The organism is Acerihabitans sp. TG2, from assembly GCF_035013185.1.
Taxonomy (GTDB): Bacteria; Pseudomonadota; Gammaproteobacteria; order Enterobacterales; family Enterobacteriaceae; genus Acerihabitans.
The window spans coordinates 1-26,313 of record NZ_JAYGJO010000041.1; the positions used below are offsets into that span (position 1 = coordinate 1).

General features: G+C 52.4%; 22 protein-coding genes, 1 pseudogene and 1 riboswitch. Of the genes and pseudogenes, 15 read left to right on the forward strand and 8 right to left on the reverse strand.

Annotated features, from left to right (window positions below):
* From SJI19_RS22810 to rpoC, 9 genes and pseudogenes are all read left to right on the forward strand, one after another.
* Positions 1-91 (forward strand): annotated as a pseudogene (locus SJI19_RS22810) (elongation factor Tu); the annotation flags it as partial.
* 269 nt (positions 92-360) lie between these two features.
* Positions 361-744 carry a preprotein translocase subunit SecE gene (gene secE, locus SJI19_RS22815; RefSeq protein WP_323480552.1) on the forward strand — a complete coding sequence of 128 codons (384 nt, stop codon included), beginning with the start codon at positions 361-363 and terminating at the stop codon, positions 742-744.
* Between the two features lies 1 nt (position 745).
* Complete coding sequence (gene nusG, locus SJI19_RS22820) at positions 746-1,291, forward strand: transcription termination/antitermination protein NusG (protein ID WP_323480553.1); 546 nt, start codon at positions 746-748, stop codon at positions 1,289-1,291.
* Between the two features lie 164 nt (positions 1,292-1,455).
* Complete coding sequence (gene rplK / locus SJI19_RS22825) at positions 1,456-1,884, forward strand: 50S ribosomal protein L11 (protein WP_323480554.1); 429 nt, start codon at positions 1,456-1,458, stop codon at positions 1,882-1,884.
* Between the two features lie 3 nt (positions 1,885-1,887).
* Entirely contained in the window at positions 1,888-2,592 is a 705-nt protein-coding gene (rplA, locus tag SJI19_RS22830; protein ID WP_323480555.1) for a 50S ribosomal protein L1, read from the forward strand.
* 310 nt (positions 2,593-2,902) lie between these two features.
* Positions 2,903-3,400, forward strand: a complete 498-nt coding sequence (gene rplJ, locus SJI19_RS22835) for a 50S ribosomal protein L10 (RefSeq protein ID WP_323480556.1) — start codon at positions 2,903-2,905, stop codon at positions 3,398-3,400.
* A gap of 65 nt (positions 3,401-3,465) precedes the next feature.
* Entirely contained in the window at positions 3,466-3,831 is a 366-nt protein-coding gene (gene rplL / locus SJI19_RS22840) for a 50S ribosomal protein L7/L12 (RefSeq protein WP_323480557.1), read from the forward strand.
* A 337-nt stretch (positions 3,832-4,168) separates the two neighbouring features.
* On the forward strand, positions 4,169-8,197 hold the full coding sequence (gene rpoB / locus SJI19_RS22845; protein ID WP_323480558.1) for a DNA-directed RNA polymerase subunit beta: 4,029 nt from the start codon (positions 4,169-4,171) through the stop codon (positions 8,195-8,197).
* Between the two features lie 84 nt (positions 8,198-8,281).
* A complete protein-coding gene (rpoC, locus tag SJI19_RS22850; protein WP_323480559.1) occupies positions 8,282-12,505 on the forward strand; it encodes a DNA-directed RNA polymerase subunit beta' in 4,224 nt (1,407 codons plus the stop codon).
* A 79-nt stretch (positions 12,506-12,584) separates the two neighbouring features.
* Here rpoC and thiH read toward each other — a convergent pair whose 3' ends face one another.
* From thiH to rsd, 6 genes are all read right to left on the reverse strand, one after another.
* Entirely contained in the window at positions 12,585-13,733 is a 1,149-nt protein-coding gene (thiH, locus tag SJI19_RS22855) for a 2-iminoacetate synthase ThiH (protein WP_323480560.1), read from the reverse strand.
* A complete protein-coding gene (locus SJI19_RS22860; protein WP_323480561.1) occupies positions 13,733-14,512 on the reverse strand; it encodes a thiazole synthase in 780 nt (259 codons plus the stop codon). Before SJI19_RS22860 ends, thiH begins: the two co-directional genes overlap by 1 nt.
* Before the next feature lie 2 nt (positions 14,513-14,514).
* A complete protein-coding gene (gene thiS, locus SJI19_RS22865) occupies positions 14,515-14,715 on the reverse strand; it encodes a sulfur carrier protein ThiS (protein ID WP_323480562.1) in 201 nt (66 codons plus the stop codon).
* Positions 14,715-15,362 (reverse strand): thiamine phosphate synthase, encoded by a 648-nt coding sequence (gene thiE / locus SJI19_RS22870; protein WP_323480563.1) that lies wholly within the window; start codon positions 15,360-15,362, stop codon positions 14,715-14,717. Before thiE ends, thiS begins: the two co-directional genes overlap by 1 nt.
* Complete coding sequence (thiC, locus tag SJI19_RS22875) at positions 15,359-17,281, reverse strand: phosphomethylpyrimidine synthase ThiC (protein ID WP_323480564.1); 1,923 nt, start codon at positions 17,279-17,281, stop codon at positions 15,359-15,361. Before thiC ends, thiE begins: the two co-directional genes overlap by 4 nt.
* Before the next feature lie 103 nt (positions 17,282-17,384).
* Positions 17,385-17,498, reverse strand: a riboswitch (TPP riboswitch).
* A 318-nt stretch (positions 17,499-17,816) separates the two neighbouring features.
* A complete protein-coding gene (rsd, locus tag SJI19_RS22880) occupies positions 17,817-18,338 on the reverse strand; it encodes a sigma D regulator (RefSeq protein WP_323480565.1) in 522 nt (173 codons plus the stop codon).
* A 93-nt stretch (positions 18,339-18,431) separates the two neighbouring features.
* On the opposite strand from rsd, the gene nudC reads away from it, so the two are divergent.
* The 6 genes from nudC (at position 18,432) to SJI19_RS22910 (ending at position 22,912) form a co-directional block, all read left to right on the forward strand.
* Complete coding sequence (gene nudC / locus SJI19_RS22885) at positions 18,432-19,229, forward strand: NAD(+) diphosphatase (protein WP_323480566.1); 798 nt, start codon at positions 18,432-18,434, stop codon at positions 19,227-19,229.
* An 88-nt stretch (positions 19,230-19,317) separates the two neighbouring features.
* Entirely contained in the window at positions 19,318-20,382 is a 1,065-nt protein-coding gene (gene hemE, locus SJI19_RS22890) for a uroporphyrinogen decarboxylase (RefSeq protein ID WP_323480567.1), read from the forward strand.
* Positions 20,383-20,394: 12 nt separating this feature from the next.
* Positions 20,395-21,102 carry a deoxyribonuclease V gene (gene nfi, locus SJI19_RS22895; RefSeq protein ID WP_323480572.1) on the forward strand — a complete coding sequence of 236 codons (708 nt, stop codon included), beginning with the start codon at positions 20,395-20,397 and terminating at the stop codon, positions 21,100-21,102.
* A 46-nt stretch (positions 21,103-21,148) separates the two neighbouring features.
* Positions 21,149-21,739, forward strand: a complete 591-nt coding sequence (locus SJI19_RS22900) for a YjaG family protein (protein ID WP_323480568.1) — start codon at positions 21,149-21,151, stop codon at positions 21,737-21,739.
* Positions 21,740-21,928: 189 nt separating this feature from the next.
* Complete coding sequence (gene hupA, locus SJI19_RS22905) at positions 21,929-22,201, forward strand: nucleoid-associated protein HU-alpha (RefSeq protein ID WP_162368642.1); 273 nt, start codon at positions 21,929-21,931, stop codon at positions 22,199-22,201.
* A 75-nt stretch (positions 22,202-22,276) separates the two neighbouring features.
* Complete coding sequence (locus tag SJI19_RS22910; RefSeq protein ID WP_323480569.1) at positions 22,277-22,912, forward strand: DUF1481 domain-containing protein; 636 nt, start codon at positions 22,277-22,279, stop codon at positions 22,910-22,912.
* A 26-nt stretch (positions 22,913-22,938) separates the two neighbouring features.
* On the opposite strand, the gene purD is transcribed toward SJI19_RS22910, so the two are convergent.
* Both purD and purH read right to left on the reverse strand, forming a co-directional pair.
* Entirely contained in the window at positions 22,939-24,228 is a 1,290-nt protein-coding gene (gene purD / locus SJI19_RS22915) for a phosphoribosylamine--glycine ligase (RefSeq protein WP_323480570.1), read from the reverse strand.
* Between the two features lie 15 nt (positions 24,229-24,243).
* Positions 24,244-25,833, reverse strand: coding sequence for a bifunctional phosphoribosylaminoimidazolecarboxamide formyltransferase/IMP cyclohydrolase (gene purH, locus SJI19_RS22920; protein WP_323480571.1), 1,590 nt, complete (start codon positions 25,831-25,833; stop codon positions 24,244-24,246).
* Between the last annotated feature and the right edge of the window lie 480 nt (positions 25,834-26,313).

The window sequence follows — 26,313 nt, forward strand, 5'->3', positions numbered from 1 at the left end:
GCCAATCGCTATGGATGACGGTCTGCGTTTCGCTATTCGCGAAGGTGGCCGTACCGTTGGTGCTGGCGTGGTTGCTAAGGTTATTGCTTAAGACGGCGATAATAGTCTGCGAAAAAAGTTATTGAATAACAATTGACGTGGCGCGCAGTAAAAGGGCATCATTTGATGCCTTTTTTCTACGCTGTGACAGAGAACCTATCTCATCAGCGATTTTACGTCATAATCATTGGTGAGATGGGCTCTTCATCAGCGGCGTGATACTCCGAAGTTTTGTTGCTGGCAAAGAGCACTCTTCGCTCGGTAGCCTCGCCCTCCGCGGGGCTTAGTTGTTTGTGTGAATCCTACGTGACAGGTTTTTTTATGAGTGCGAATACCGAAGCTCAAGGAAGCGGGCGTGGCCTGGAAGTGGTAAAGTGGATCGTTGTCGCTGTACTGCTGTTGGTTGCGATCGTCGGTAATTATTATTATCGTGATTTTAGCTTACCCCTGCGAGCGCTGGCTGTCGTGGTTATTATCGCTATCGCAGGCGGGATTGCCTTGGTGACAGTAAAAGGTAAAGCTACCGTTGCGTTTGCGCGTGAAGCGCGCACTGAAGTACGTAAAGTGATTTGGCCGACCCGCCAGGAAACGTTACATACCACGTTAATCGTCGCCGCGGTGACCGCCGTGATGTCACTGATTCTGTGGGGACTGGATGGCATTCTAGTCCGTCTGGTATCGTTTATTACTGGTCTGAGGTTCTAAGATGTCCGAAGCTCCTAAAAAACGTTGGTACGTCGTCCAGGCGTTCTCTGGCTTTGAAGGTCGCGTATCGCAATCCCTGCGCGAACATATTAAATTACATGATATGGAAGAGCTGTTTGGCGAAGTCATGGTGCCAACGGAAGAGGTCGTTGAAATTCGCGGCGGTCAGCGCCGCAAAAGCGAGCGCAAATTCTTCCCGGGCTATGTGCTGGTACAAATGGTGATGAATGACGCCAGCTGGCATTTAGTCCGTAGCGTACCGCGTGTTATGGGATTCATCGGCGGTACTTCCGATCGTCCTGCGCCGATCAGCGACAAGGAAGTGGATGCGATCATGAATCGCCTCCAGCAGGCGGGCGATAAGCCACGGCCAAAAACGCTGTTCGAACCAGGCGAACTGGTGCGTGTCAACGACGGCCCGTTTGCCGATTTCAACGGCGTTGTGGAAGAAGTGGACTACGAAAAAAGCCGCCTGAAAGTGTCGGTGTCGATTTTTGGTCGAGCTACGCCGGTTGAACTGGACTTTGGTCAGGTTGAGAAAGGCTGATCATCACGCATTGAAATAATGATAACGCTTGCTCAAGGTGCGGAATTGAACTAAAATTTCGCGCCTTTCGTTTTTATGTGCCTATGGGCATATAGTAGTTTATTCAGTAGTGCTTATTCATGGGGAGCCTTAACCGGCGCTATCACCCACTAGAGGAAATACCAATGGCCAAGAAAGTACAAGCCTATGTAAAACTGCAGGTTGCTGCAGGCATGGCGAATCCAAGTCCGCCGGTCGGCCCAGCATTGGGTCAACAAGGCGTTAACATCATGGAATTCTGTAAAGCCTTTAATGCCAAGACTGAAGGCGTTGAAAAGGGTTTGCCAATCCCGGTTGTTATTACCGTTTACTCCGATCGCTCTTTTACTTTTGTAACCAAAACCCCGCCAGCTGCCGTTCTGTTGAAAAAAGCTGCCGGCGTGAAGTCAGGTTCTGGTAAACCGAATAAAGAGAAAGTCGGTAAAGTAACGCATGCTCAGGTTCGCGAAATCGCGGAAACCAAAGCAGCGGATATGACGGGTGCCAATGTTGAAGCGATGTCTCGCTCCATTGAAGGCACTGCTCGTTCCATGGGCCTGGTAGTGGAGGATTAAGAAATGGCTAAACTGACCAAGCGCATGCGTGTAATCCGCGATAAAGTTGATTCCACTAAGCTGTATGAAATCAACGCAGCCGTTACCCTGCTCAAAGAGCTGGCCACCGCTAAATTCGTTGAAAGCATTGACGTCGCCGTAAACCTCGGCATCGACGCACGTAAATCCGACCAAAACGTTCGTGGCGCCACGGTTCTGCCAAATGGCACCGGACGTACCGTTCGAGTTGCTGTCTTCACCCAAGGTGCCAACGTTGAAGCGGCTAAAGCTGCCGGCGCTGACCTGGTGGGTATGGATGACCTGGCTGACCAAATCAAGAAAGGCGAATTCAACTTTGACGTTGTTATCGCTTCTCCCGACGCAATGCGCGTTGTGGGTCAACTGGGCCAGATCCTTGGACCACGTGGCCTGATGCCTAACCCGAAAGTGGGTACTGTTACACCGAACGTTGCCGAAGCGGTTAAAAACGCTAAAGCCGGTCAGGTTCGTTATCGCAACGACAAAAACGGTATCATCCACACGACTATCGGCAAAGCGGATTTCGACACCGACAAATTGAGAGAAAACCTGGAGTCTTTGCTGGTTGCGCTGAAAAAAGCCAAACCATCACAGGCCAAAGGCGTGTACATCAAAAAGATCAGCCTTTCCACCACCATGGGTGCTGGTCTGTCTATCGATCAAAGCGGTTTGGCGACCATTGTTGCATAATGTCCTTTACGCTGGCGTAAGATTTGTCTAGAATCTAACGCCCGTTGTTTTGCTATTGGCTGTATTTTTGCTGATGCTAAACAAGAACGACAAGATTTTCGGTTGGAGCTTGGCCTTATCCAAGCCTCCGTCCAAGACCGCAGGTGTGTGTAGTCGCACTTAATCTTCCTGCGTAGACGGTGACAGAACCTTAATAGCATATTTCGTTTGCTGGATTCTGCTCACCGTGTTTATAGGCCTATCACCATTTTGGTGAACGGCAGTGAGTGCCGGGTTTGTTTTCCCCGGCTAAATCCAGGAGCAAAAGCTAATGGCAAAAAATCTTCAAGACAAACAAGCGATTGTTGCAGAAGTCAGCGAAGTGGCCAAAGGCGCGCTGTCTGCTGTCGTTGCGGATTCTCGTGGCGTTACAGTAGCGAAAATGACTGAACTGCGTAAAGCAGGTCGTGATGAAGACGTTTATATGCGTGTTGTTCGCAACACGTTATTGCGTCGCGTTGTTGAGGGCACTCCTTTTGAATGCCTGAAAGACACGTTTGTCGGTCCGACCCTGATTGCATTTTCTAACGGACATCCGGGCGCTGCTGCTCGTCTGTTCAAGGCTTTTGCCAAAGATAATGCCAAGTTTACGGTTAAAGCAGCGGCCTTTGAAGGTGAGTTCATCTCGGCGGAAAGTATGGACCGCCTGGCGACTCTGCCTACTTACGATGAGGCAATCTCACGCCTGATGTCGGCCATGAAAGAAGCCTCTGCGGGCAAATTGGTTCGTACTCTGGCTGCATTGCGCGATCAGAAAGAAGCGGCATAATCGCCGGCTGTTTCGGTTGCTATTGCTAACGTATACACTTTTATTGAATTCTAGGAATAATCGTTATGTCTATCACTAAAGAACAAATTCTGGACGCAGTTGCAGAAATGTCCGTAATGGACGTCGTTGAACTGATCTCCATGATGGAAACCAAATTCGGCGTTTCCGCTGCTACTGCTGTTGCAGCTGCTGCCGGTCCGGCTGAAGTTGTTGAAGAAAAAACTGAGTTCGACGTTGTCCTGACTGCTATCGGCGGTAACAAGGTATCTGTTATCAAAGCCGTTCGTAGCGCTACCGGCCTGGGCCTGAAAGAAGCCAAGGATCTGGTTGAATCTGCTCCGGCAACCATGAAAGAAGGCGTTAATAAAGACGACGCCGAAGCTCTGAAGAAAGCTCTGGAAGAAGCTGGCGCTTCTGTTGAGGTTAAGTAAGACCTCCCAGATTTCAGCCTGATTTTAGGCTGATGGCTGGTGACTTTTGGGTCACCAGCCTTTTTGCGCTACAGGGTATCAGTAGGGTTTTACACTATTTAGCCTACTGATTATCCTCAATATCTTTCTCTATCGACGACTTAATATACTGCATCTCCTGTAAAACCTCCCTGGTTTAACAAAGTGCAATGAAATGGTTTAAGCGTGATAGAAACAGGTATTGCGGAAAGGTTTTTTCTTTCCGAACAATACATACCCAAGGGTATAAATAGTGTTGCATGACCTGTCCTTCTTGGGCGGACAGAGTGGGTCACTGATCAGCGAGCTGAGGAACCCTATGGTTTACTCCTATACCGAAAAAAAACGCATTCGTAAGGATTTTGGGAAACGTCCCCAAGTGCTGGACATCCCATATCTCCTTTCTATACAGCTTGACTCGTTTCAGAAGTTTATCGAGCAAGATCCGGAAGGCCAGTACGGACTAGAAGCTGCATTCCGTTCTGTATTCCCCATCCAGAGTTACAGCGGGAACTCGGAACTGCAGTATGTCAGTTACCGTTTGGGCGAGCCTGTATTTGATGTCAAAGAGTGCCAGATTCGTGGGGTGACGTTCTCCGCGCCGCTGCGCGTTAAACTGCGCTTGGTGATCTACGAGCGCGAAGCGCCTGAAGGCACAGTAAAAGACATCAAGGAACAGGAAGTCTACATGGGCGAAATTCCGCTCATGACCGACAACGGGACCTTCGTTATCAACGGGACGGAACGTGTTATCGTTTCCCAGTTGCATCGTAGTCCCGGCGTATTCTTTGACAGCGATAAGGGCAAGACGCATTCGTCTGGTAAAGTGCTGTATAACGCACGCATCATCCCTTACCGTGGTTCCTGGTTGGATTTTGAGTTCGATCCCAAAGACAATCTTTTCGTTCGTATCGACCGTCGTCGCAAACTGCCCGCGACCATTGTTCTGCGTGCACTGAATTTCAGTACCGCACAGATCCTCGATATGTTCTTTGACAAAGTGGTTTATGAAATTCACGATAACAAACTGCAGATGGAATTGGTTCCTGAGCGTTTGCGTGGTGAAACTGCTTCGTTTGATATTGAATCAAACGGTACCGTGTATGTGGAAAAAGCCCGCCGTATTACTGCGCGCCATATCCGCCTGCTGGAAAAAGACGGTATTGATAAGATTCAGGTTCCGGTTGAATACATCATCGGTAAAGTGGTGGTTAAAGACTACATCGATGAAAACACCGGTGAAGTTATCTGTCCGGCCAATACCGAGCTGACGTTGGACCTGCTGGCTAAATTAAGCCAGGCGGGACATAAGCGTATTGAAACGCTGTTTACCAACGATTTGGATCATGGCTCGTACATGTCCGAGACCTTGCGCGTCGACCCGACCAGCGATCGCCTGAGCGCGCTGGTAGAAATCTACCGCATGATGCGTCCTGGCGAACCACCTACCCGTGAAGCGGCAGAAAATCTGTTTGAAAATTTGTTCTTCTCCGAAGATCGTTACGATCTGTCCGCTGTGGGCCGGATGAAGTTCAACCGATCGCTGTTGCGTGAAGAGATCGAAGGATCCGGTATCCTGAGCAAGCTCGACATCGTTGAAGTGATGAAGAAGCTGATCGACATCCGTAACGGTAAAGGTGAGGTCGATGATATCGACCACTTAGGCAACCGTCGTATCCGTTCCGTGGGCGAAATGGCGGAAAACCAATTCCGTGTCGGCCTGGTACGTGTGGAACGTGCGGTCAAAGAGCGTCTGTCCCTGGGCGATCTTGATACGCTGATGCCACAGGATATGATCAACGCCAAGCCTATTTCCGCCGCAGTGAAGGAGTTCTTTGGTTCCAGCCAACTGTCACAATTTATGGACCAGAACAACCCGCTGTCGGAAATCACCCATAAGCGTCGTATTTCCGCATTGGGCCCAGGTGGTTTAACGCGTGAACGCGCCGGTTTTGAAGTTCGTGACGTGCATCCGACCCATTATGGTCGGGTATGTCCGATTGAAACGCCGGAAGGACCGAATATCGGTCTGATCAACTCCTTGTCCGTTTATGCGCAGACCAATGAATATGGCTTCCTCGAAACGCCATATCGTCGGGTGCGTGAAATGGTAGTAACCGATGAAATCCATTATCTGTCCGCGATTGAAGAAGGTAACTTCGTTATTGCGCAGGCCAATACCAATCTTGATGAAGAAGGCCATTTCGTCGACGATTTGATTACGTGCCGTAGCAAAGGCGAATCCAGCCTGTTCACCCGTGAACAAGTGGACTATATGGATGTGTCGACCCAACAGATCGTCTCGGTAGGTGCGTCGTTGATTCCCTTCTTGGAACACGATGATGCCAACCGTGCCCTGATGGGTGCGAACATGCAACGCCAGGCAGTGCCTACCCTGCGTGCCGATAAGCCGCTGGTCGGCACCGGCATGGAGCGTGCAGTGGCCGTTGACTCCGGCGTTACCGCCGTAGCCAAGCGTGGCGGTACTATCCAGTATGTCGATGCATCGCGCATCGTGATAAACGTTAACCGCGACGAAATGGTTGCCGGCGAAGCGGGTATCGATATTTACAACTTGACCAAATATACCCGTTCCAACCAGAACACCTGTATCAGCCAGATACCTTGTGTGTCCTTGGGCGAACCTATTGAACGCGGCGATGTACTGGCTGATGGCCCGTCCACCGATTTGGGTGAGCTGGCGCTGGGTCAGAACATGCGCGTAGCGTTCATGCCGTGGAACGGCTATAACTTCGAAGATTCCATCTTAGTTTCCGAACGTGTAGTACAGGAAGATCGGTTTACCACTATCCATATTCAGGAATTGGCCTGCGTGTCGCGAGATACCAAGCTGGGGCCTGAGGAAATCACTGCTGATATCCCGAATGTGGGTGAAGCTGCGCTCTCCAAATTGGATGAATCGGGCATTGTCTATATCGGCGCGGAAGTGACCGGTGGCGATATCCTGGTGGGCAAAGTGACGCCGAAAGGCGAAACTCAGCTGACTCCGGAAGAGAAACTGCTGCGTGCCATCTTCGGTGAAAAAGCCTCCGACGTGAAAGATTCGTCGTTGCGCGTACCTAACGGTGTGTCGGGTACGGTTATCGATGTGCAGGTCTTTACCCGCGACGGTGTGGAAAAAGACAAACGCGCGCTGGAAATCGAAGAGATGCAACTCAAGCAGGTGAAGAAAGACCTCACCGAAGAGCTGCAGATTTTCGAAGCCGGCCTGTTTGCCCGTATCCATGACGTACTGGTTTCTGGTGGCATCGAAGATGAGAAACTGTCTAAACTGACCCGCGAAAGATGGCTTGAACTGGGCTTGAGCGACGAAGACAAGCAGAATGAACTGGAACAACTGGCCGAACAGTACGATGAACTTAAGACCGTGTTCGAGAAGAAACTGGAAGCGAAACGTCGCAAGATCACCCAGGGCGATGATTTAGCACCGGGTGTGCTGAAGATCGTTAAGGTTTATTTGGCGGTTAAACGTCAGATACAGCCGGGCGATAAAATGGCGGGTCGTCATGGTAACAAGGGTGTTATCTCCAAGATCAACCCGATCGAAGATATGCCTTACGATGAAAACGGTGTGCCGGTTGATATCGTACTGAACCCGTTGGGCGTACCGTCACGTATGAACATCGGCCAGATCCTGGAAACCCACCTGGGCATGGCGGCCAAAGGCATTGGCGATAAGATTAACGCTATGCTCAAACGGCACGAAGATGTGGCCAAACTGCGTGAGTTCATCCAGAAGGCCTACGATCTTGGTGATGGTGTTCGCCAGAAAGTGGATCTTACGACCTTTACGGATGACGAAGTGTTCCGCTTGGCTGAAAACCTCAAGAAAGGTATGCCAATCGCCACTCCGGTGTTTGACGGTGCCGAGGAAAAAGAGATCAAGGAACTGCTGCAATTGGGCGGTCTGCCTACCTCTGGCCAGATTACCTTGTTTGATGGTCGTACCGGCGAGCAGTTTGAACGCCAGGTCACTGTGGGTTATATGTACATGCTGAAACTCAACCACTTGGTGGATGACAAGATGCATGCGCGTTCCACAGGTTCCTATAGTCTGGTTACTCAGCAACCGCTGGGTGGTAAGGCGCAGTTCGGCGGCCAGCGCTTTGGTGAGATGGAAGTGTGGGCGCTGGAAGCCTATGGCGCAGCGTACACCCTGCAGGAAATGCTGACAGTTAAGTCGGATGATGTGAACGGTCGTACCAAGATGTACAAAAACATCGTGGATGGCAATCATACGATGGAACCAGGGATGCCGGAATCGTTCAACGTGTTGTTGAAGGAAATTCGTTCTCTGGGCATCAACATCGAGCTGGAAGAAGAGTAATTATTCGCTCGCGTTCGCACCGGTAATAAGGGCGCCTGAGCGTTTCAGGCGCCTAACAGGTCTAACTCCGACAGGAGCCAATCCGTGAAAGATTTGCTTAAGTTTCTGAAAGCACAAACCAAGACCGAAGAGTTTGATGCGATCAAAATTGCCCTGGCCTCGCCAGATATGATTCGTTCTTGGTCGTTCGGTGAAGTTAAGAAGCCGGAAACCATTAACTACCGTACGTTCAAACCTGAACGTGACGGGCTTTTCTGCGCGCGTATTTTCGGGCCGGTAAAAGATTACGAATGCTTATGCGGTAAGTATAAGCGTCTGAAACACCGCGGCGTGATTTGCGAAAAATGCGGCGTTGAAGTCACCCAAACTAAAGTGCGTCGTGAACGCATGGGCCATATTGAGCTGGCTTCGCCAACCGCACACATTTGGTTCCTAAAGTCATTGCCGTCGCGTATCGGGCTGCTGCTGGATATGCCGCTGCGTGATATCGAACGGGTGCTGTACTTCGAATCCTATGTGGTGGTTGAAGGCGGCATGACCAATCTGGAGCGTCGTCAGATCCTGACCGAAGAGCAGTATCTGGACGCACTGGAAGAGTTCGGTGATGAGTTTGACGCTAAAATGGGCGCCGAAGCTATTCAGGCCTTGTTGAAAAACATGGATCTGGAAGTGGAGTGTGAAACCCTGCGTGAAGAGCTCAATGAAACCAACTCGGAAACCAAACGCAAAAAGCTGACCAAGCGTATCAAACTGCTGGAAGCCTTTGTACAGTCCGGTAATAAACCGGAATGGATGATCCTGACGGTTCTTCCGGTGCTGCCGCCGGATTTACGTCCGTTGGTCCCTCTGGATGGCGGCCGTTTCGCAACGTCCGACCTGAACGATTTGTACCGTCGCGTGATCAACCGTAACAACCGTTTGAAACGTCTGCTGGATCTGGCTGCGCCGGATATCATCGTACGTAATGAAAAACGTATGCTGCAAGAAGCGGTAGATGCGCTGTTGGATAACGGCCGTCGCGGCCGGGCCATTACGGGGTCTAACAAGCGTCCGCTGAAATCACTGGCTGACATGATCAAAGGTAAGCAGGGGCGTTTTCGTCAGAACCTGCTCGGTAAGCGTGTGGACTACTCCGGTCGTTCCGTGATTACCGTAGGACCATACTTGCGTCTGCATCAGTGCGGCCTGCCAAAGAAAATGGCGCTGGAACTGTTTAAGCCCTTTATCTATGGCAAGCTGGAGTTACGTGGCCTCGCGACCACCATCAAAGCAGCCAAAAAAATGGTTGAGCGTGAGGAAGCCGTGGTATGGGATATCCTGGATGAAGTTATCCGCGAGCATCCGGTACTGCTGAACCGTGCGCCTACACTGCACCGTTTGGGGATCCAGGCTTTTGAACCGGTACTGATTGAAGGTAAAGCGATTCAGCTTCACCCGTTGGTCTGCGCCGCGTACAACGCCGACTTCGATGGTGACCAGATGGCAGTCCACGTACCGCTGACGCTGGAAGCCCAGTTGGAAGCCCGTGCGTTGATGATGTCCACCAACAACATTCTGTCTCCTGCTAATGGCGAGCCAATCATCGTTCCGTCTCAGGACGTGGTGCTGGGTCTGTATTACATGACCCGCGACCGTGTGAACGGTAAAGGTGAAGGCATGGTGCTGACCGGCCCGAAAGAGGCGGAACGCATCTATCGTGGTGGCATTGCCGAGCTGCATGCGCGTGTTAAAGTGCGCATCACCGAGCATGCCAAGAATGAAGACGGCGAGTGGGTAGAAAATACGCATATCGTTGATACGACCGTAGGTCGTGCCATTTTGTGGATGATCGTGCCGAAAGGTCTGCCGTTTGCTCTGGTAAACCAGGCATTGGGTAAAAAAGCCATCTCCAAAATGCTTAACACCTGCTACCGCGTGCTGGGCCTGAAACCCACCGTTATTTTTGCCGACCAGATCATGTATACCGGTTTTGCCTACGCCGCTCGTTCAGGCTCGTCGGTAGGTATTGATGATATGGTTATCCCGGCCAAAAAAGCGGGGATTATCGACGAAGCCGAAGCGGAAGTGGCCGAAATCCAGCAGCAGTTCCAGTCTGGTTTGGTGACTGCCGGCGAACGCTACAATAAGGTTATCGATATCTGGGCTGCGGCCAACGAACGTGTTGCCAAGGCGATGATGGATAACCTGTCCACCGAATCGGTGATTAACCGTGACGGCGTGGAAGAACGCCAGGTGTCGTTCAACAGCATCTTTATGATGGCCGACTCCGGTGCTCGTGGTTCTGCTGCTCAGATTCGCCAGTTGGCGGGTATGCGTGGCCTGATGGCGAAACCGGATGGTTCCATCATCGAAACGCCGATCACCGCCAACTTCCGTGAAGGGTTGAACGTACTCCAGTACTTCATCTCCACTCATGGTGCTCGTAAAGGTTTGGCGGATACCGCGTTGAAGACCGCGAACTCCGGTTATCTGACCCGTCGTCTGGTTGACGTGGCGCAGGATCTGGTGGTGACCGAGGACGACTGTGGTACCCATGCTGGCGTGACCATGACCCCGGTTATCGAGGGTGGTGATGTTAAAGAACCGCTGCGTGATCGCGTACTGGGCCGAGTAACGGCTGAAGACGTTATCAAGCCGGGTACTGCCGACATCCTGATTGAACGTAATACGCTGATTAATGAACAATGGTGTGACATCCTGGAAGAAAATTCCGTGGATATCATCAAGGTTCGTTCAGTCGTAACCTGCGATACCGATTTTGGTGTGTGCGCCAACTGCTACGGCCGCGATCTGGCTCGTGGGCATCTGGTTAACAAAGGTGAGGCTATCGGGGTTATCGCTGCGCAGTCCATCGGCGAACCCGGTACTCAGCTGACCATGCGTACGTTCCATATCGGTGGTGCCGCGTCGCGTAACGCCGCTGAGTCCAGTATTCAGGTGAAAAACAAGGGTACCGTGCGGTTAAATAACGCCAAGTTCGTTATTAATGGCGCCGGTAAACTGGTCATCACCTCGCGTAACACCGAGTTGAAACTGATCGACGAATTCGGTCGTATCAAAGAAAGCTACAAAGTGCCTTACGGTGCGGTAATGGGCAAAGGTGATGGTTCGGAAGTGGTTGGCGGCGAGACCGTTGCTAACTGGGATCCGCATACCATGCCAGTCATTACTGAAGTGAGCGGTTTCATGCGTTTCACTGATATGATCGACGGACAAACCATTACCCGTCAGACTGATGAATTAACCGGTCTGTCCTCCATCGTGGTATTGGATACGGCTGAACGTACCGCTGGTGGTAAAGATTTGCGTCCGGCGCTTAAAATCGTCGATGCCAATGGTCATGACGTTCTGATCCCAGGCACGGATATGCCTGCTCAGTACTTCCTGCCGGGTAAAACCATTGTCCAGTTGGAAGATGGTTTGCAAATCAGCTGCGGTGATACCTTGGCGCGTTTGCCGCAGGAATCAAGCGGTACCAAGGATATCACCGGTGGTTTGCCGCGCGTTGCTGACTTGTTCGAAGCGCGTCGTCCGAAAGAACCGGCTATCCTGGCGGAAGTCAGCGGTATCGTTTCCTTCGGTAAGGAAACCAAAGGCAAGCGTCGTTTGGTCATCTCCCCGATTGATGGCAGCGATGCTTACGAAGAGATGATTCCGAAATGGCGTCAGCTTAACGTCTTCGAAGGCGAACGTGTTGAACGTGGTGATGTGATCTCCGATGGACCGGAATCGCCGCATGACATTTTGCGTCTGCGTGGCGTACATGCCGTGACTCGTTATATCGTCAACGAAGTTCAGGACGTTTACCGTCTGCAAGGCGTGAAGATCAACGATAAACATATCGAAGTTATCGTTCGTCAGATGCTGCGTAAAGCCACCATCGTCAGTGCTCCTGGTACCGACTTCCTGGAAGGCGAGCAGGCTGAATACTCTCGTGTCAAGATTGCCAACCGTCAGTTAGACGCGGACGGCAAGATTGAAATGACCTTCAGCCGCGATCTGCTGGGTATCACCAAAGCGTCGTTGGCCACCGAGTCCTTTATTTCCGCGGCCTCGTTCCAGGAAACCACGCGTGTGCTTACCGAAGCCGCCGTGGCCGGGAAACGTGATGAACTGCGCGGTCTGAAAGAAAACGTGATTGTAGGCCGACTGATCCCTGCCGGGACCGGTTACGCTTACCATCAGGATCGGGCCCGTCGCCGTGCCTTGGGTGAAGTGCCGGTGGTGCCTAATGTGACCGCCGACGAAGCCTCTGCCAACATGGCGGAACTGCTGAACGCGGGTTTGGGCGGTAATAACAATAAGTAATCGTTATTGTCACCTTGCCTAACGTTAAACCGCTCCTTTTGGAGCGGTTTTTTTTTGCTGATGGGTCGGCAATGCGTAATTATCGGGTCAACGCTGTGTTGGTCGTTGGCGTCCTGCCGAGGAATTTATCCCAATCCTTCCATACCGGTTGCAGCCCGGCCTGTATTAATACTTGTGCCACCTCCTGCGGTGAGCGGTGGTCATGGGGTTCGAATTGCTCTAGCTCTGGTCGACTACGGGCATATCCACCCGGCTGGGTTTTTGATCCCGCACTGACGCTGTTGACCATAATCGGCACCGCATGATCGCGAAAATAGGGCGATTCACGGGTGGACAAAGACAGCTCCACCTCTGGTGCGAGTAACCGAAAAGCACACATGACCTGCAACAGTTGTGACTCGTTCATTAGCGACGCGGGGGTAATTCCCCCGGCGCAAGGCCGCAGACGGGGAAACGATAGGGAATAGCGACTTTGCCAGTAGGTGTGTTGTAGATATTGCAAATGTTCGGCCACCATATAACAATCAGTACGCCAGTTGTCCGATAAGCCGATCAGTGCACCGAGCCCTATTTTATCGATACCGGCGCGGGCCAGCCGATCGGGGGTCTCCAGCCGCCATGAAAAGTCCATCTTTTGGCCACGTAAATGGTGGCGTTGATACGTTGGTTGGTGGTAGGTCTCCTGATAAACCATCACGCCATCTACACCGAGGGTTTTCAGTTCAGCATAATCCGCCTGCGATAGCGGCTGAACTTCCATCATCAATGAGCTGAAGTATTGGCGAATCAATGGGATATGGCGGCGAAAGTAATCCATGCCCACTTTGGCTTTATGCTCGCCGGTAACCAGCAGCAGGTTGTCGAATCCCATGGTTTTGATCGCCTCGCACTCCTTTATGATCTCCTGCTCATTAAGTGTGTTGCGTTTTATCGGGTTGCCCATGGAAAATCCGCAGTAGGTACAATCATTAGCGCAGAGATTAGACAGGTAGAGCGGTAGATAAAAATTGACTACATTGCCAAAACGTCTACGGGTTACCCGCTGCGCTCGTTGCGCCATCGGTTCAATATAGGGCAGTGCCGCCGGTGATAGCAGCGCCATAAAATCCCGCAAGGTTAACCGTTCGGTGCTGAGCGCCTGCTCCACATCGCGTGCGGTAGTGGTGTTGATGCTAAGCCCGATATCGTCCCAGTCTATTTGACGCCAGTGCGTTTCAAAACTGCTCATCAGAAGGCTCCTGCAGTTTGGGTTAAAAAACCGGTTAAAGGGCTGGTGGCGCTGGCGTCCTGTCTCGATGGGGCAAGACCGGCCTGGCGGGCGAGTTCACCGGCGTCCAGCGCCAATTTGAAGGCCCTGGCCATTGCCACCGGATCGTGCGCCACGGCGATGGCGGTATTGACCAGCACGGCATCGGCGCCCAACTCCAGCGCTTCCAACGCATGGCTGGGTGCGCCAATGCCGGCATCTACCACTACCGGGACACTGGCCTGTTCAATAATCATGCGCAAAAAGTCGCGAGTGACCAAACCCTGGTTGGAACCGATAGGTGCGCCCAGCGGCATCACAGCAGCACAGCCGGCTTCCTCCAGACGGCGGCACAGTACCGGATCGGCACCACAGTAAGGCAAAACGATAAACCCCTCACGCACCAGTAACTCCGCTGCTTTGAGTGTCTCTATGGGGTCGGGCAGCAAATAACGCATATCAGGATGGATTTCTAATTTTATCCACCGGGTGCCCAAGGCTTCGCGCGCCAGTCGAGCGGCAAATATCGCCTCTTCGGCCGTTTTGGCGCCGGAAGTATTGGGTAGCAGTTTGACACCAGCCTGAATCAATGCGGGAAGGATGGCATCATTCCCGTCGCGTAAGTCTACTCGGCGCATTGCGAGTGTGACCAATTGGCTGCCAGAGGCCGTAATCGCTGCTAGCATGACGTCAGGGGTGGCAAATTTTCCGGTGCCGGTGAACAGCCGGGATGTGAACGGGGTATCTGCAATTTTTAGCATGGTCAGCCTCCGGCTATGGCCTGGAACAGTAGGATATCGTCGCCTTCGTTGACCCAATGCTGGGGCCATTGATCACGAGGAATAATGATGTGATTGATGGCCAGGGCGGTGCCCGCCGATGAATATGTCCATTGCGCCACTAAGGCCGCCAGCGTGAGGGGGGCATCGAGTTCAACGGTGTGGTCATTGACATTAATCTTCATCAGGCCGAGACCTCCTGGCCCTCAATTTTATGCAATAGAATGGCAGTAGCTTGCCGCCAATCAGCTGCCTTGGTAATGGCGCTGACGACCGCGATGCTGCCAACGCCGGTTGCCAAAACGTCATCGACCTTATCGATGCCAATACCGCCGATGGCCACCGTGGGCACATCCGTCAGTTTGGTCACCATGCGCTGGAGATCGGCGAGACCTTGTGGCTGAGACGGCATAATTTTGGTTTGGGTTGGGAAGATATGACCCAGCGCGATATAAGAGGGGTTGAATGATAATGCCCGCGCCAGTTCCTCATCGTCGTGAGTAGACAAACCCAGCCGCAAACCGGCACGCTGAATGGCCGCCAGATCTGCTGTATCCAGATCTTCTTGACCCAAATGAACGCCATAAGCGCCATATTGGATCGCCAGCCGCCAGTAATCGTTAATAAAAACCCGCGCCTGATAGCGCTGGCCTAATAGGATGGCGGCTTCAATTTCCGGTATTACCACATCCTCTGGTTGATCTTTAATGCGCAACTGTAAAGTGTGTACACCGGCGTCGAGTAAACGAACAATCCACGCGACGGAATCCACCACCGGATACAGCCCCAGCTTGGACACTGTGGGCGCAAAAGGGGTGTTGCTCACGATCATTTGGCGCTCCCCAAATCATCAGGCGAGAGATACAGCTCACCGCCCTTGGCTCGGAATGTCGACGACATGCTTTCCATGCCACTTTGGCGCACGGCGATAGCTTGGGCGGCGGCATAATCTCGTACTTCCTGAGAAATTTTCATCGAGCAAAATTTTGGCCCACACATGGAGCAGAAGTGGGCCACTTTGCCCGATTCCTGCGGCAACGTCTCATCGTGATAGGCGCGGGCGGTGGCAGGATCCAGCGCCAGGTTGAATTGGTCTTCCCAGCGGAACTCAAAACGGGCTTTGGACATGGCGTTGTCGCGGATCTGCGCGCCAGGATGTCCTTTTGCCAGGTCCGCCGCGTGGGCCGCAATTTTATAAGTAATCAGTCCCTGTTTCACATCCTCTTTATTGGGCAAACCCAAATGTTCCTTGGGCGTGACATAACACAGCATGGCACAGCCGAACCAGCCAATCAGCGCGGCACCAATGCCTGAGGTAAAGTGATCATATCCCGGTGCAATGTCGGTGGTTAGTGGCCCTAAGGTATAAAAAGGCGCTTCGTGGCAATGTTCAAGCTGCTCGGTCATATTGCGGCGGATCATGTGCATAGGGACATGGCCGGGGCCTTCAATCATCACCTGCACGTCATACTCCCAGGCGATTTTGGTCAGTTCGCCCAGCGTGTAAAGCTCGGCAAACTGCGCTTCGTCGTTGGCGTCCTGTATGGAACCGGGACGCAAGCCATCACCCAGTGATAACGCTACGTCATAGGCTGCGCAAATTTCACAGATATCCCGAAAGTGTTCATACAGGAAGCTCTCCTGATGGTGAGATAAACACCATTTCGCCATTATCGACCCCCCGCGCGATACGATACCGGTTAGGCGCTTGGCAGTCATAGGGACGTAGCGCAGCAGCACGCCAGCGTGGATGGTAAAATAATCCACTCCCTGTTCTGCTTGTTCGAGCAGGGTGTCGCGAAAGCATTCCCAATCCAGGTTTTCCGCGACACCGTTGACCTTTTCCAGCGCCTGATAGATTGGCACTGTGCCAATCGGCACCGGACTGTTGCGCAGGATCCACTCGCGGGTCTCATGGATATAACGGCCGGTGGAAAGGTCCATCACGGTATCCGCGCCCCAGCGCGTCGACCACACCAATTTCTCCACCTCCTCCTCGATGGATGAACTCACCGCCGAGTTGCCAATATTGGCGTTAACCTTGACCAGGAAGTTACGGCCGATGATCATCGGTTCCGATTCGGGATGATTAATATTGGCCGGAATGATGGCTCGTCCCTCGGCCACTTCCCGCCGGACAAATTCCGGCGTGATATTATCCGGTAAATGGGCGCCAAAACGTTGACCAGCATGTTGTTGCAACAATACGTCGCCACGAATTCGCTCGCGGCCCATATTTTCCCGCAAAGCAATAAATTCCATTTCAGGCGTGATGATACCAGCACGAGCGTAATGCATTTGTGTCACGCAGCGACCCGGCTTAGCACGCCGCGGGGTATGATTGGGCGTGAAGCGGACTTCGTCCAGCCCGTCGTCCGCGCGACGTTCCCCGCTGTAACGCGAACTTAAACCACCCAGTATTTCACTGTCTTGTCGTTGTTCTATCCATTGGGAACGCAGGCGGCGTAGCCCAACACGCACATCAATGTCCACTTCGGGATCACCATAAGGGCCGGCAGTATCGTATACCGGTATCGCCTCATTTTCTTCGTAACGTTGGGTAGCGTGGTGTGCGCCGATAAGGCTGGGACTAAGCTGAATTTCACGCATCGGCACCTGGATATCGGTGCGGGAGCCCTGCAGGTAGATACGGCGTGAATTGGGGAAAACCTCGCCTTGCAGACGATTGATAAAATCCAGGGCTAATGCACGCTGTTCGCGGCGTGATGGAGGGGTATTAGATGAAGACATAGCAATTCCTTTCAATCAATATAAGGGAAAATTGCTTGTCTGGAGCGCTACGGGAGTAATAAAAATATGCAGGTAAACCGACCGAAATACAGTGGACCACCGGCAGTGGATTACTCTTGTTCCCTTCGCAGGTATTAACCCGATCAGGTTCCGCGGATCCCGAATTAACGGTCTCAGCCTGGCGTAATTTACGCGCTAGGCACTCCGACAAGATAAACATACCCGTCATCTTTCAAGCTGCAGGTGCGTTGGCAGCGCGCATTCACCCGAATCACTTACCGGAGTAAGCTCATCGGGGTTCATTTGCTAGCCGCCTGCCTGCAACTCGAAATCTTTAGGGTATTACCCGTCATCTTTCAAGCTGCAGGTGCGTTGGCAGCGCGCATTCACCCGAATCACTTACCTGAGTAAGCTCATCGGGGTTCATTTGCTAGCCGCCTGCCTGCAACTCGAAATCTTTAGGGTATCCCGGCTTAAATATCACCGGTTACAACACTCATTCTACTGCAATTCAACCAACGTGGCTGACGTTCTATCACGCAGTGCGCGATGGTTTGGCATCGTTTGCCGCCGACATGCCGGCTAAATATTCCGCTTTGTACTCCAGCGCCTGTTGGATCAGTTTATCTTCTAGCGCAAAGCGGTTGGCCAATGCCTCACCTACTCCGGAAAGCGCCGTCTGAAACTCCAGGTAATTATCATGATCAATAGCCGTTTCCAACTGGCTATCATAAAATGCCATAATCAACATGGTGTTTGCCTGTAGCGCCGGATAGAGCTGGGTGCTGATGACGCGTTTTGTATCACTGTTATCGTCAGCGTTTTGTACGATGCGATCGTAAATATGAAAATGGCCTGCGGATAGATAATCCACCAGTTTATGGCAAAAGTCATCCAGTGCAGCTTCATTCAGTAGGGTATGCTTTTCTTTATTAGGCTTGAGGCCGATCAGATGATAATACGCTACCAGTAATCCTCTACGGTCGAGTATCCACTGATCGATAAGTTCATTACTGCCGCCAACGCGTTGAGCCAGAATGTCCAGCTGGTTTAGCATGATTGACTCCGTTGTTATGAAAGTAACGCCGCGTTACTGATCAATTAAAGCTAAATTCTAGATTGCCAGTGAATAAGGGGTAGTGCAACTAAAATGGAACAACAGCTCAAGGGAAACGAAAACGGCTGGTGGGTCGTCAGCCAAGCAGGGAAATTGTGGTTACCTGGGGGTGAACTGCCTTTTGGCAATGCGTCGTCTTGGTCTTTGCAGGGTCTGCCGGCAGCCTTAATCGGCGAATGGGAGGGCGAGCCTGTCTGGCTGGTGCGTCATGCCATGGCACGGGAGATGGGGTCGGTACGACAAATCATTGATAGAGACGCAGGTCTGTTCCAACTGGTGGGAAAAGGTATTCAGTTGGCGGAATTCTACCGTGCCCACCATTTCTGTGGTTACTGTGGCGGCATCACGCGCAGCAGTAAAACCGAGTGGGCCTGTTTATGTGATCACTGCCATGAGCGTTATTATCCTCAGATTGCACCTTGCATCATCGTGGCGATCCGGCGCGGTGATGACATTTTGTTGGCGCAACATACCCGCCATCGCGGTGGTATCTATACTGTACTCGCCGGCTTTGTTGAAGTGGGCGAGACCCTTGAACAGACCGTAGCCCGTGAAGTAATGGAAGAGACCTGCATAAAAGTAAAAAATGTTCGTTATGTTACGTCCCAACCCTGGCCCTTTCCGCACTCATTGATGATGGCCTTTATTGCGGAGTACGCCGAAGGCGATATTCAGCCCGATCACAATGAAATTCTCGACGCCGGCTGGTTCCGTTATGATGCACTGCCGTTATTGCCGCCACCGGGCACCGTGGCACGACGTTTGATTGAAGATACCGTCGCACGTTGTCGCGCCGATCGGGAAAATGACGACCCATATGCGATATCCTAACGCATTCGTGTTGCACGAAAGCCAACGCATCGGCAACGTGAAGTCTGATGGGTATAGCAATGATTAATGACCACCGGGGGAAACTAGCATGAAAGAGTTGAAGAACGATCGTTACCTGCGCGCTCTGATGCGTCAACCGGTTGATATGACCCCCGTATGGATGATGCGACAGGCCGGGCGTTACCTGCCAGAATATAAAGAGGTCCGTGCCCAGGCGGGGGATTTTATGACGTTATGCAAAAACGCCGAGTTGGCCTGTGAAGTCACGTTACAACCACTGCGGCGCTATGCCCTTGATGCTGCGATCCTTTTTTCAGATATCCTGACAATCCCCGACGCCATGGGATTGGGATTGTACTTTGAGCAAGGAGAAGGACCCCGGTTTTCCCGCCCCATCATCAGTAAAGCCGATGTGCTCAAATTGCCAATACCGGATCCGGAACAGGAGCTGGGTTATGTGATGAATGCAGTGCGGACCATTCGGCAAAATCTGCGCGGTGAGGTGCCGTTGATTGGTTTTTCCGGTAGCCCCTGGACGTTGGCGACGTATATGGTGGAAGGTGGCAGCACTAAAGTTTTCACTAAAATTAAACAGCTTATGTACACCGATCCAGATACGCTGCATCTGCTGCTTGATAAATTAGCCAAAAGCGTCACGCTCTATCTTAATGGGCAAATTCGCGCTGGCGCACAGGCGGTAATGATTTTTGATACCTGGGGCGGTGTCTTGACCGGCAGTGCCTATCGTGAATTCTCCCTCGATTATATGCAAAATATCATTGGTGGTCTGCAGCGGGAAAATGAGGGGCGCCGGGTACCCATTACCTTATTTACCAAGGGTGGCGGCCAGTGGTTGGAAGACCTGGCGCAGAGTGGCTGCGACGCTTTAGGACTGGACTGGAGCACCGACATCCATAAGGCGCGTGAACGCGTCGGTGATAAAGTGGCACTGCAGGGAAATATGGACCCCTCGGTATTGTATGCGGCCCCAGAGCGTATTGAGCAGGAAGTGGCGGCAATACTGGATGGGTTTGGCCCGGGGAATGGCCATGTTTGCAATTTGGGACACGGTATTCATCAGGATGTGCCGCCTGAACATGCGGGTGTTTTTGTTGATGCGGTACATCGTTTGTCGCGCGCCTACCATCGTTAGGAGGCCGGGATGATGGACATGGCCAAACTGCGTGCGGAACAAATCGCTACCGCCGGGAAGATTATCCGTCATGACGCCTATGATTTCAGCTCCCCGGCAATCATTGCCGGCGCCGATGTCGGCTTTGAGCAAGGCGGAGACGTCACCCGGGCCGCTATCGTCCTACTGCGCTTCCCCACGCTGGATCTGCTTGAATATCGGATTGCGCGGGTGCAAACCTCCATGCCCTATATCCCCGGATTCCTTTCGTTCCGAGAATATCCAGCGTTGTTGGCGGCGTGGGCGCAATTGACCCAACAACCGGATCTGGTGTTGGTCGACGGCCACGGCATTTCCCATCCCCGCCGCCTGGGTGTCGCCAGTCATTTCGGCTGGCTGATTGACCTGCCGACCATCGGCGTGGCGAAAAAACGGCTATGCGGTCGCGTTGAACCGCTAAGTGATACCGTTGGCGCCAAAGCGCCGCTAATGGATAAAGACGAACAGCTTGCCTGGGTGTGGCGCAGCAAAATTCGCTGTAATCCCCTGTTTGTCTCCACCGGACATCGGATAAGCGCTAACAGCGCACTGTATTGGGTTCAGCAGTGTATGCGAGGGTACCGTTTGCCTGAACCGACTCGCTGGGCGGATGCGGTCGCGTCTAATCGTGCGGCGTTTCAGCGCTGGCAGCGAGGTCACAATGAGGCGGACTTTTTACCCTCCGGTAGGGGAACTGACTAAATTCAGGTACACTGCGACGCAGTTTAGGAGTAATTGAGATAGCGCGATGTTACGTAACCCGATACATTTACGGCTGGAAAAGCAGGAACCTTGGCAGCATGTCGTTTTTATGGCTTCGCTGTGCGAGCGTATGTATCCAAATTATCAGCTGTTTTGTTTGCAGACTGGCTTTGGCGACCCGGCAATCTATCGTCGGATTCTCGATCTGGTCTGGGAGACACAGATTGTTAAAGATGCTAAGGTCAATTTCGATTTACAATTGGAAAAGCTGGAAGAATGCATTCCCGCTGCAGATGATTACGATTTTTACGGCGTATACCCTGCAATTGATGCCTGTGTCGCGTTGAGTGAACTCTTGCACTCACACCTCAGCGGTGAAACGCTCGAGCATGTTATCACCGTTAGCGAGACATCCATTCGTACCGTCGCCATGTTGGAAATGACCGAGGCGGAGCGGGAAATGACGGAAGAAGAGCTAAATGCACTGCCTTCCATTGAGCAAGAATGGGATGTCCAATGGGAAATTTTCCGCCTGTTGGCCGCCTGTGAAAAACGCGACATAGATTTGATAAAAGGTCTACGCGCGGACTTGCGTGAAGCCGGAATTAGCAATATTGGGATAAATTTACAGCAATAAGGCAGTAAAACGTGATTTAAGACCTGTTTTGCCATGTCTTACTACTTCACATCTGCACCCCGTCTGGACTACATTTGGGGGGGCATAAAAAAAGTGGCTATCGGTGCGTGTTTGCAGGAGAAAGCCTATGCCGGCATCTCCGTCGTACCCGATGCTTAGCAAGCGATAAACACACTGTAAGGATAACATATGAACAAGACTCAACTGATTGATGTAATTGCTGACAAAGCCGACCTTTCGAAAGCGCAGGCGAAGTCGGCTCTGGAATCCACTTTAGCGGCAATTACCGAGTCTCTTAAAGAGGGTGATGCAGTGCAATTAGTTGGTTTCGGCACTTTCAAAATCAATCATCGTAACGAACGCACCGGTCGTAATCCCCAAACCGGTAAAGAAATCAAAATTGCAGCGGCCAATGTGCCGGCATTTGTTTCTGGCAAGGCATTGAAAGACGCTGTTAAGTAATACAGTGTGTTGGTGAAAAAAATAACTATAGGGGCTTTTATGCCCCTTTTGTCAACGTGCCGCTACGGTTTGCTCATGTTAACGGCAGTAATGCTGGCGGCATGCAGTTCACACACCAAGGCACCTCCCTCATTTACCGCTAGCGGTTATATTGCCGATCGCGGAGCAGTCCGATTATGGCGTAAAGACGACCAGGCGCGCCAAGCCACCACTATTATCAGCGTCTTTAGCCCGTATAAGGGCGATAACACGGTTGTCACCCGTTACGAATTCCTTGAGGACGACGTGCGTCAGATTAACCAGACACAAAGTGGTGTTCATCCACAAACCGTGCAAATTCGTTTTGACGCACAGGGTAATACCAGCTTTATGCAGCGTCTGCGAACTGACCAGCGGGAAAGTCTCACCACGGACGCGTTGGCGCTTTATCAGTTTGAGGCGAAACGCATTCTGGATACCAGCCAAACCCTGCGGGCCGGTAAGGTTATCTTAATCCAGGGACAGTGGCAGCACGGTGTACTGACTACCTGCCAAGGCAATGTGGTTGCGCCTGATTTCGACCGGCGCGCGCGAGCATGGCTTGCAGCGCGGGCGAAACATTCAACCGGCCAGCTCGGTGTGGCCTGGCTGGAGGCACCGGAAGGGGTCCAATTATTATTGGTTGCCAATGAAAACTTCTGCCATTGGCAACCAAAAAAACAGGGAATGTAGCGGTACAACCTGACGCTTCCCCCGGATTAACGTTGGTTTTCTCGATCGATGGCTCGATAGCCAATATCCGATCGGCAGAAACTGTCGCGCCAACCAATGGACTGTGCAGCCCGATAGGCTCTGGCTTGGGCATCCGCCACCGTTTGTCCTAACGCGGTAACACACAGCACTCGTCCACCTTGCGTCACCACCTTTCCATCTTCAAGCGCTGTGCCGGCATGGAAGACTTTCTCTCCCTCTACTTCGCTTTCGGGTAGGCCATGTATGACATCTCCCGTACGATAATCATCCGGGTAACCGCCCGCAGCCAAGACTACGCCCAGCGCAGGCCGCTCGTCCCAGATTGAATGTTCGCGATCGAGTTGACCTTCGGTCGCTGCCAGACACAGTGCAACCAAATCTGATTGCATGCGCAGCATTATCGGCTGGGTTTCAGGGTCGCCGAAGCGACAATTAAATTCGATCACTTTTGGCTGCCCTTGGGGATCAATCATGAGTCCGGCATACAAAAAACCCGTATAAGTATTGCCTTCGGATGCCATGCCCCGCACGGTCGGCCAAATAACCTGTTCCATAATGCGCTGATGAATGTCATCGGTGACCACCGGCGCGGGAGAGTATGCACCCATCCCCCCGGTATTGGGGCCGGTATCAGCATCGCCAACGCGTTTGTGATCTTGGCTGGTGGCCATAGGCAACACGTGTTCACCGTCAACCATCACGATAAAACTGGCTTCTTCGCCTGCCAAAAATTCTTCTACCACAATACGGTGTCCCGCATCGCCGAAAGCATTTCCGGCCAGCATATCCTCAATGGCGGTCTCCGCCTCCGCCAGCGTCATAGCGACGATTACTCCTTTGCCGGCCGCCAGCCCGTCCGCTTTAATCACGATCGGTGCACCTTTATGACGCACATAGGCTAGTGCCGGTTCGATGTCGGTAAAGTTACCGTATTCCGCGCTGGGGATATGATGGCGCGCCAGGAAATCCTTGGTAAAAGCCTTAGACCCTTCCAACTGAGCCGCAGCCTTGGACGGGCCGAAAACCCGCAGACCTGCTAAGCGGAAAGCGTCCACAATGCCCAGTACCAATGGTGCCTCTGGCCCGACGATCGTCAGGTCAATAGCATGGCTTTGGGCAAAAGCCACTAACGCCGGGATATCGGTAGCGCCGATGGCGACATTTTTAAGCCGAGCTTCAAGTGCTGTGCCGGCATTGCCGGGTGCAACGTAAACCTGCTCCGCCAATGGAGATTGGGCGGCCTTCCAGGCCAGGGCATGCTCACGACCGCCGTTACCGATAATCAATATGTTCATACAAGGCTCCTGGGTTTAATGGCGGAAATGGCGCATGTCGGTGAATATCATTGCAATACCATGCTCATTGGCTGCGGCGATAACTTCATCGTCGCGAATGGAGCCGCCGGGTTGAATAACGCAACTGATCCCTACCGCTGCTGCCGCGTCAATGCCGTCACGGAAGGGGAAAAACGCATCAGAAGCCATGGCCGACCCGCGGACCTCCAATCCTTCATCTGCCGCTTTAATCCCGGCTATTTTAGCCGAATAAACCCGGCTCATCTGCCCAGCACCGATACCAATGGTCATATTGTCACGGGCATAAACGATAGCATTCGATTTGACGAACTTAGCCACCTTCCAGCAAAACAGTGCATCGCGTAACTCGCTCGCGCTAGGCTGACGCGTGGTAACGATGCGCAGATCCCCTTCACCTACCATGCCGAGATCCCGTTCTTGCACCAACAGCCCACCGTTTACTCGTTTGAAGTCCAGGCTAGGCACGCGGGACTGCCAGACGCCGCTGCACAGTACACGAACGTTCTGTTTGGCGGCCAGTGTGGCCAGAGCATCGTCGGAAACGGACGGCGCGATAATCACTTCCACAAACTGGCGGCTGATAATCGCTTTAGCGGTGGCGGCGTCTAAGGGCCGGTTGAAGGCAATGATGCCGCCGAAGGCCGATGTAGGATCGGTTTTATAGGCACGTTCGTAGGCCTCAAGCAGCGTGTCGCCGGTAGCAACACCGCATGGGTTGGCATGTTTGACAATCACGCAAGCGGGTTCAGCAAATTCCTTGACGCACTCCAACGCGGCATCAGTATCAGCAATATTGTTGTAGGACAACGCTTTGCCCTGCAATTGACGTGCGGTGGCGACCGAGGCCTCGTTAAGGGTTTCCTCTATATAGAATGCCGCCAACTGATGGCTGTTCTCACCGTAACGCATATCCTGCTTTTTAATGAAATTCAGATTCAGCGTGCGCGGGAACCGGCCCGCCGGCTCGGTGCTGTCGCCGTGATATGCCGGTACCTGGCTGCCGAAATAGTTGGCAATCATGCTGTCATAGGCTGCGGTATGCTCGAACGCGCTGATAGCCAGGTCGAAGCGGGTCTCCAACGTCAACGAGCCGCTGTTGCGATCCATCTCGTCAAGCACCCGCTGATAGTCAGTACTGTTTACCACAATCGCGACATCTTTATGGTTCTTGGCGGCGGAACGCACCATGGTAGGTCCGCCGATATCGATGTTCTCAATGGCCTCTTCACGCGTACAGTTTTCACTGGCGACGGTGCGGGCAAACGGATAAAGATTGACCACCACCATGTCGATAGGTTTGATTCCATGCTGATGCATTATTTCATCGTCTTGGCCACGGCGTCCCAGAATACCGCCATGCACCTTGGGATGCAGGGTCTTCACCCGTCCATCCATCATTTCGGGGAAACCGGTGTAATCGGAAACCTCAGTCACAGGCAGTCCCGCTTCGGCTAACAGCCGTGCGGTACCCCCGGTTGATAGCAGCTCAACGCCGCGTTGTGATAAAGACTGAGCGAATTCTACAATACCGGCTTTGTCAGAAACACTGAGCAGGGCGCGGCGGACAGGACGTGGTTGTTGCATGGCGAATATATCCCTTGATTGGATAGTTTTAATATACCCGAGGTCTTCCAGGCTGCAGGTGTGTTGGCCAGTGTCGAAAGCTATTGGGTACACTCGATTGCCCTTTTCCGGCGACCTGAAAGCGTTAAGGTATAAATTTGGCACGAAAAGAGGCTGGTTTAGCAAAACCGGACGTCAGTTCATGAAATACCTGAGCAGCTAAAATTTGCGTGAATTGTAGCGAAAACGATTGCGCGATGCTCGCCAAATTTTGCCTGACCTGATTATCTGTGGATAAGTTTGTGCAAAAACAGGTATAACCCCGGCTTTTGCTGTGGAATGCAGCAAACAGTTTGATTTAGGCAAAATACCTGTTGCGGCTTGGTTCTAAATCCCTATAATGCGCCTCCATCGACCGGGACTGTGAGCAACATCGCAGCGTCAGGAAACGAGTCAGGAAGGCAGGCCGAACGGGCTTGACACTGAAAGAGGAAAGCGTAA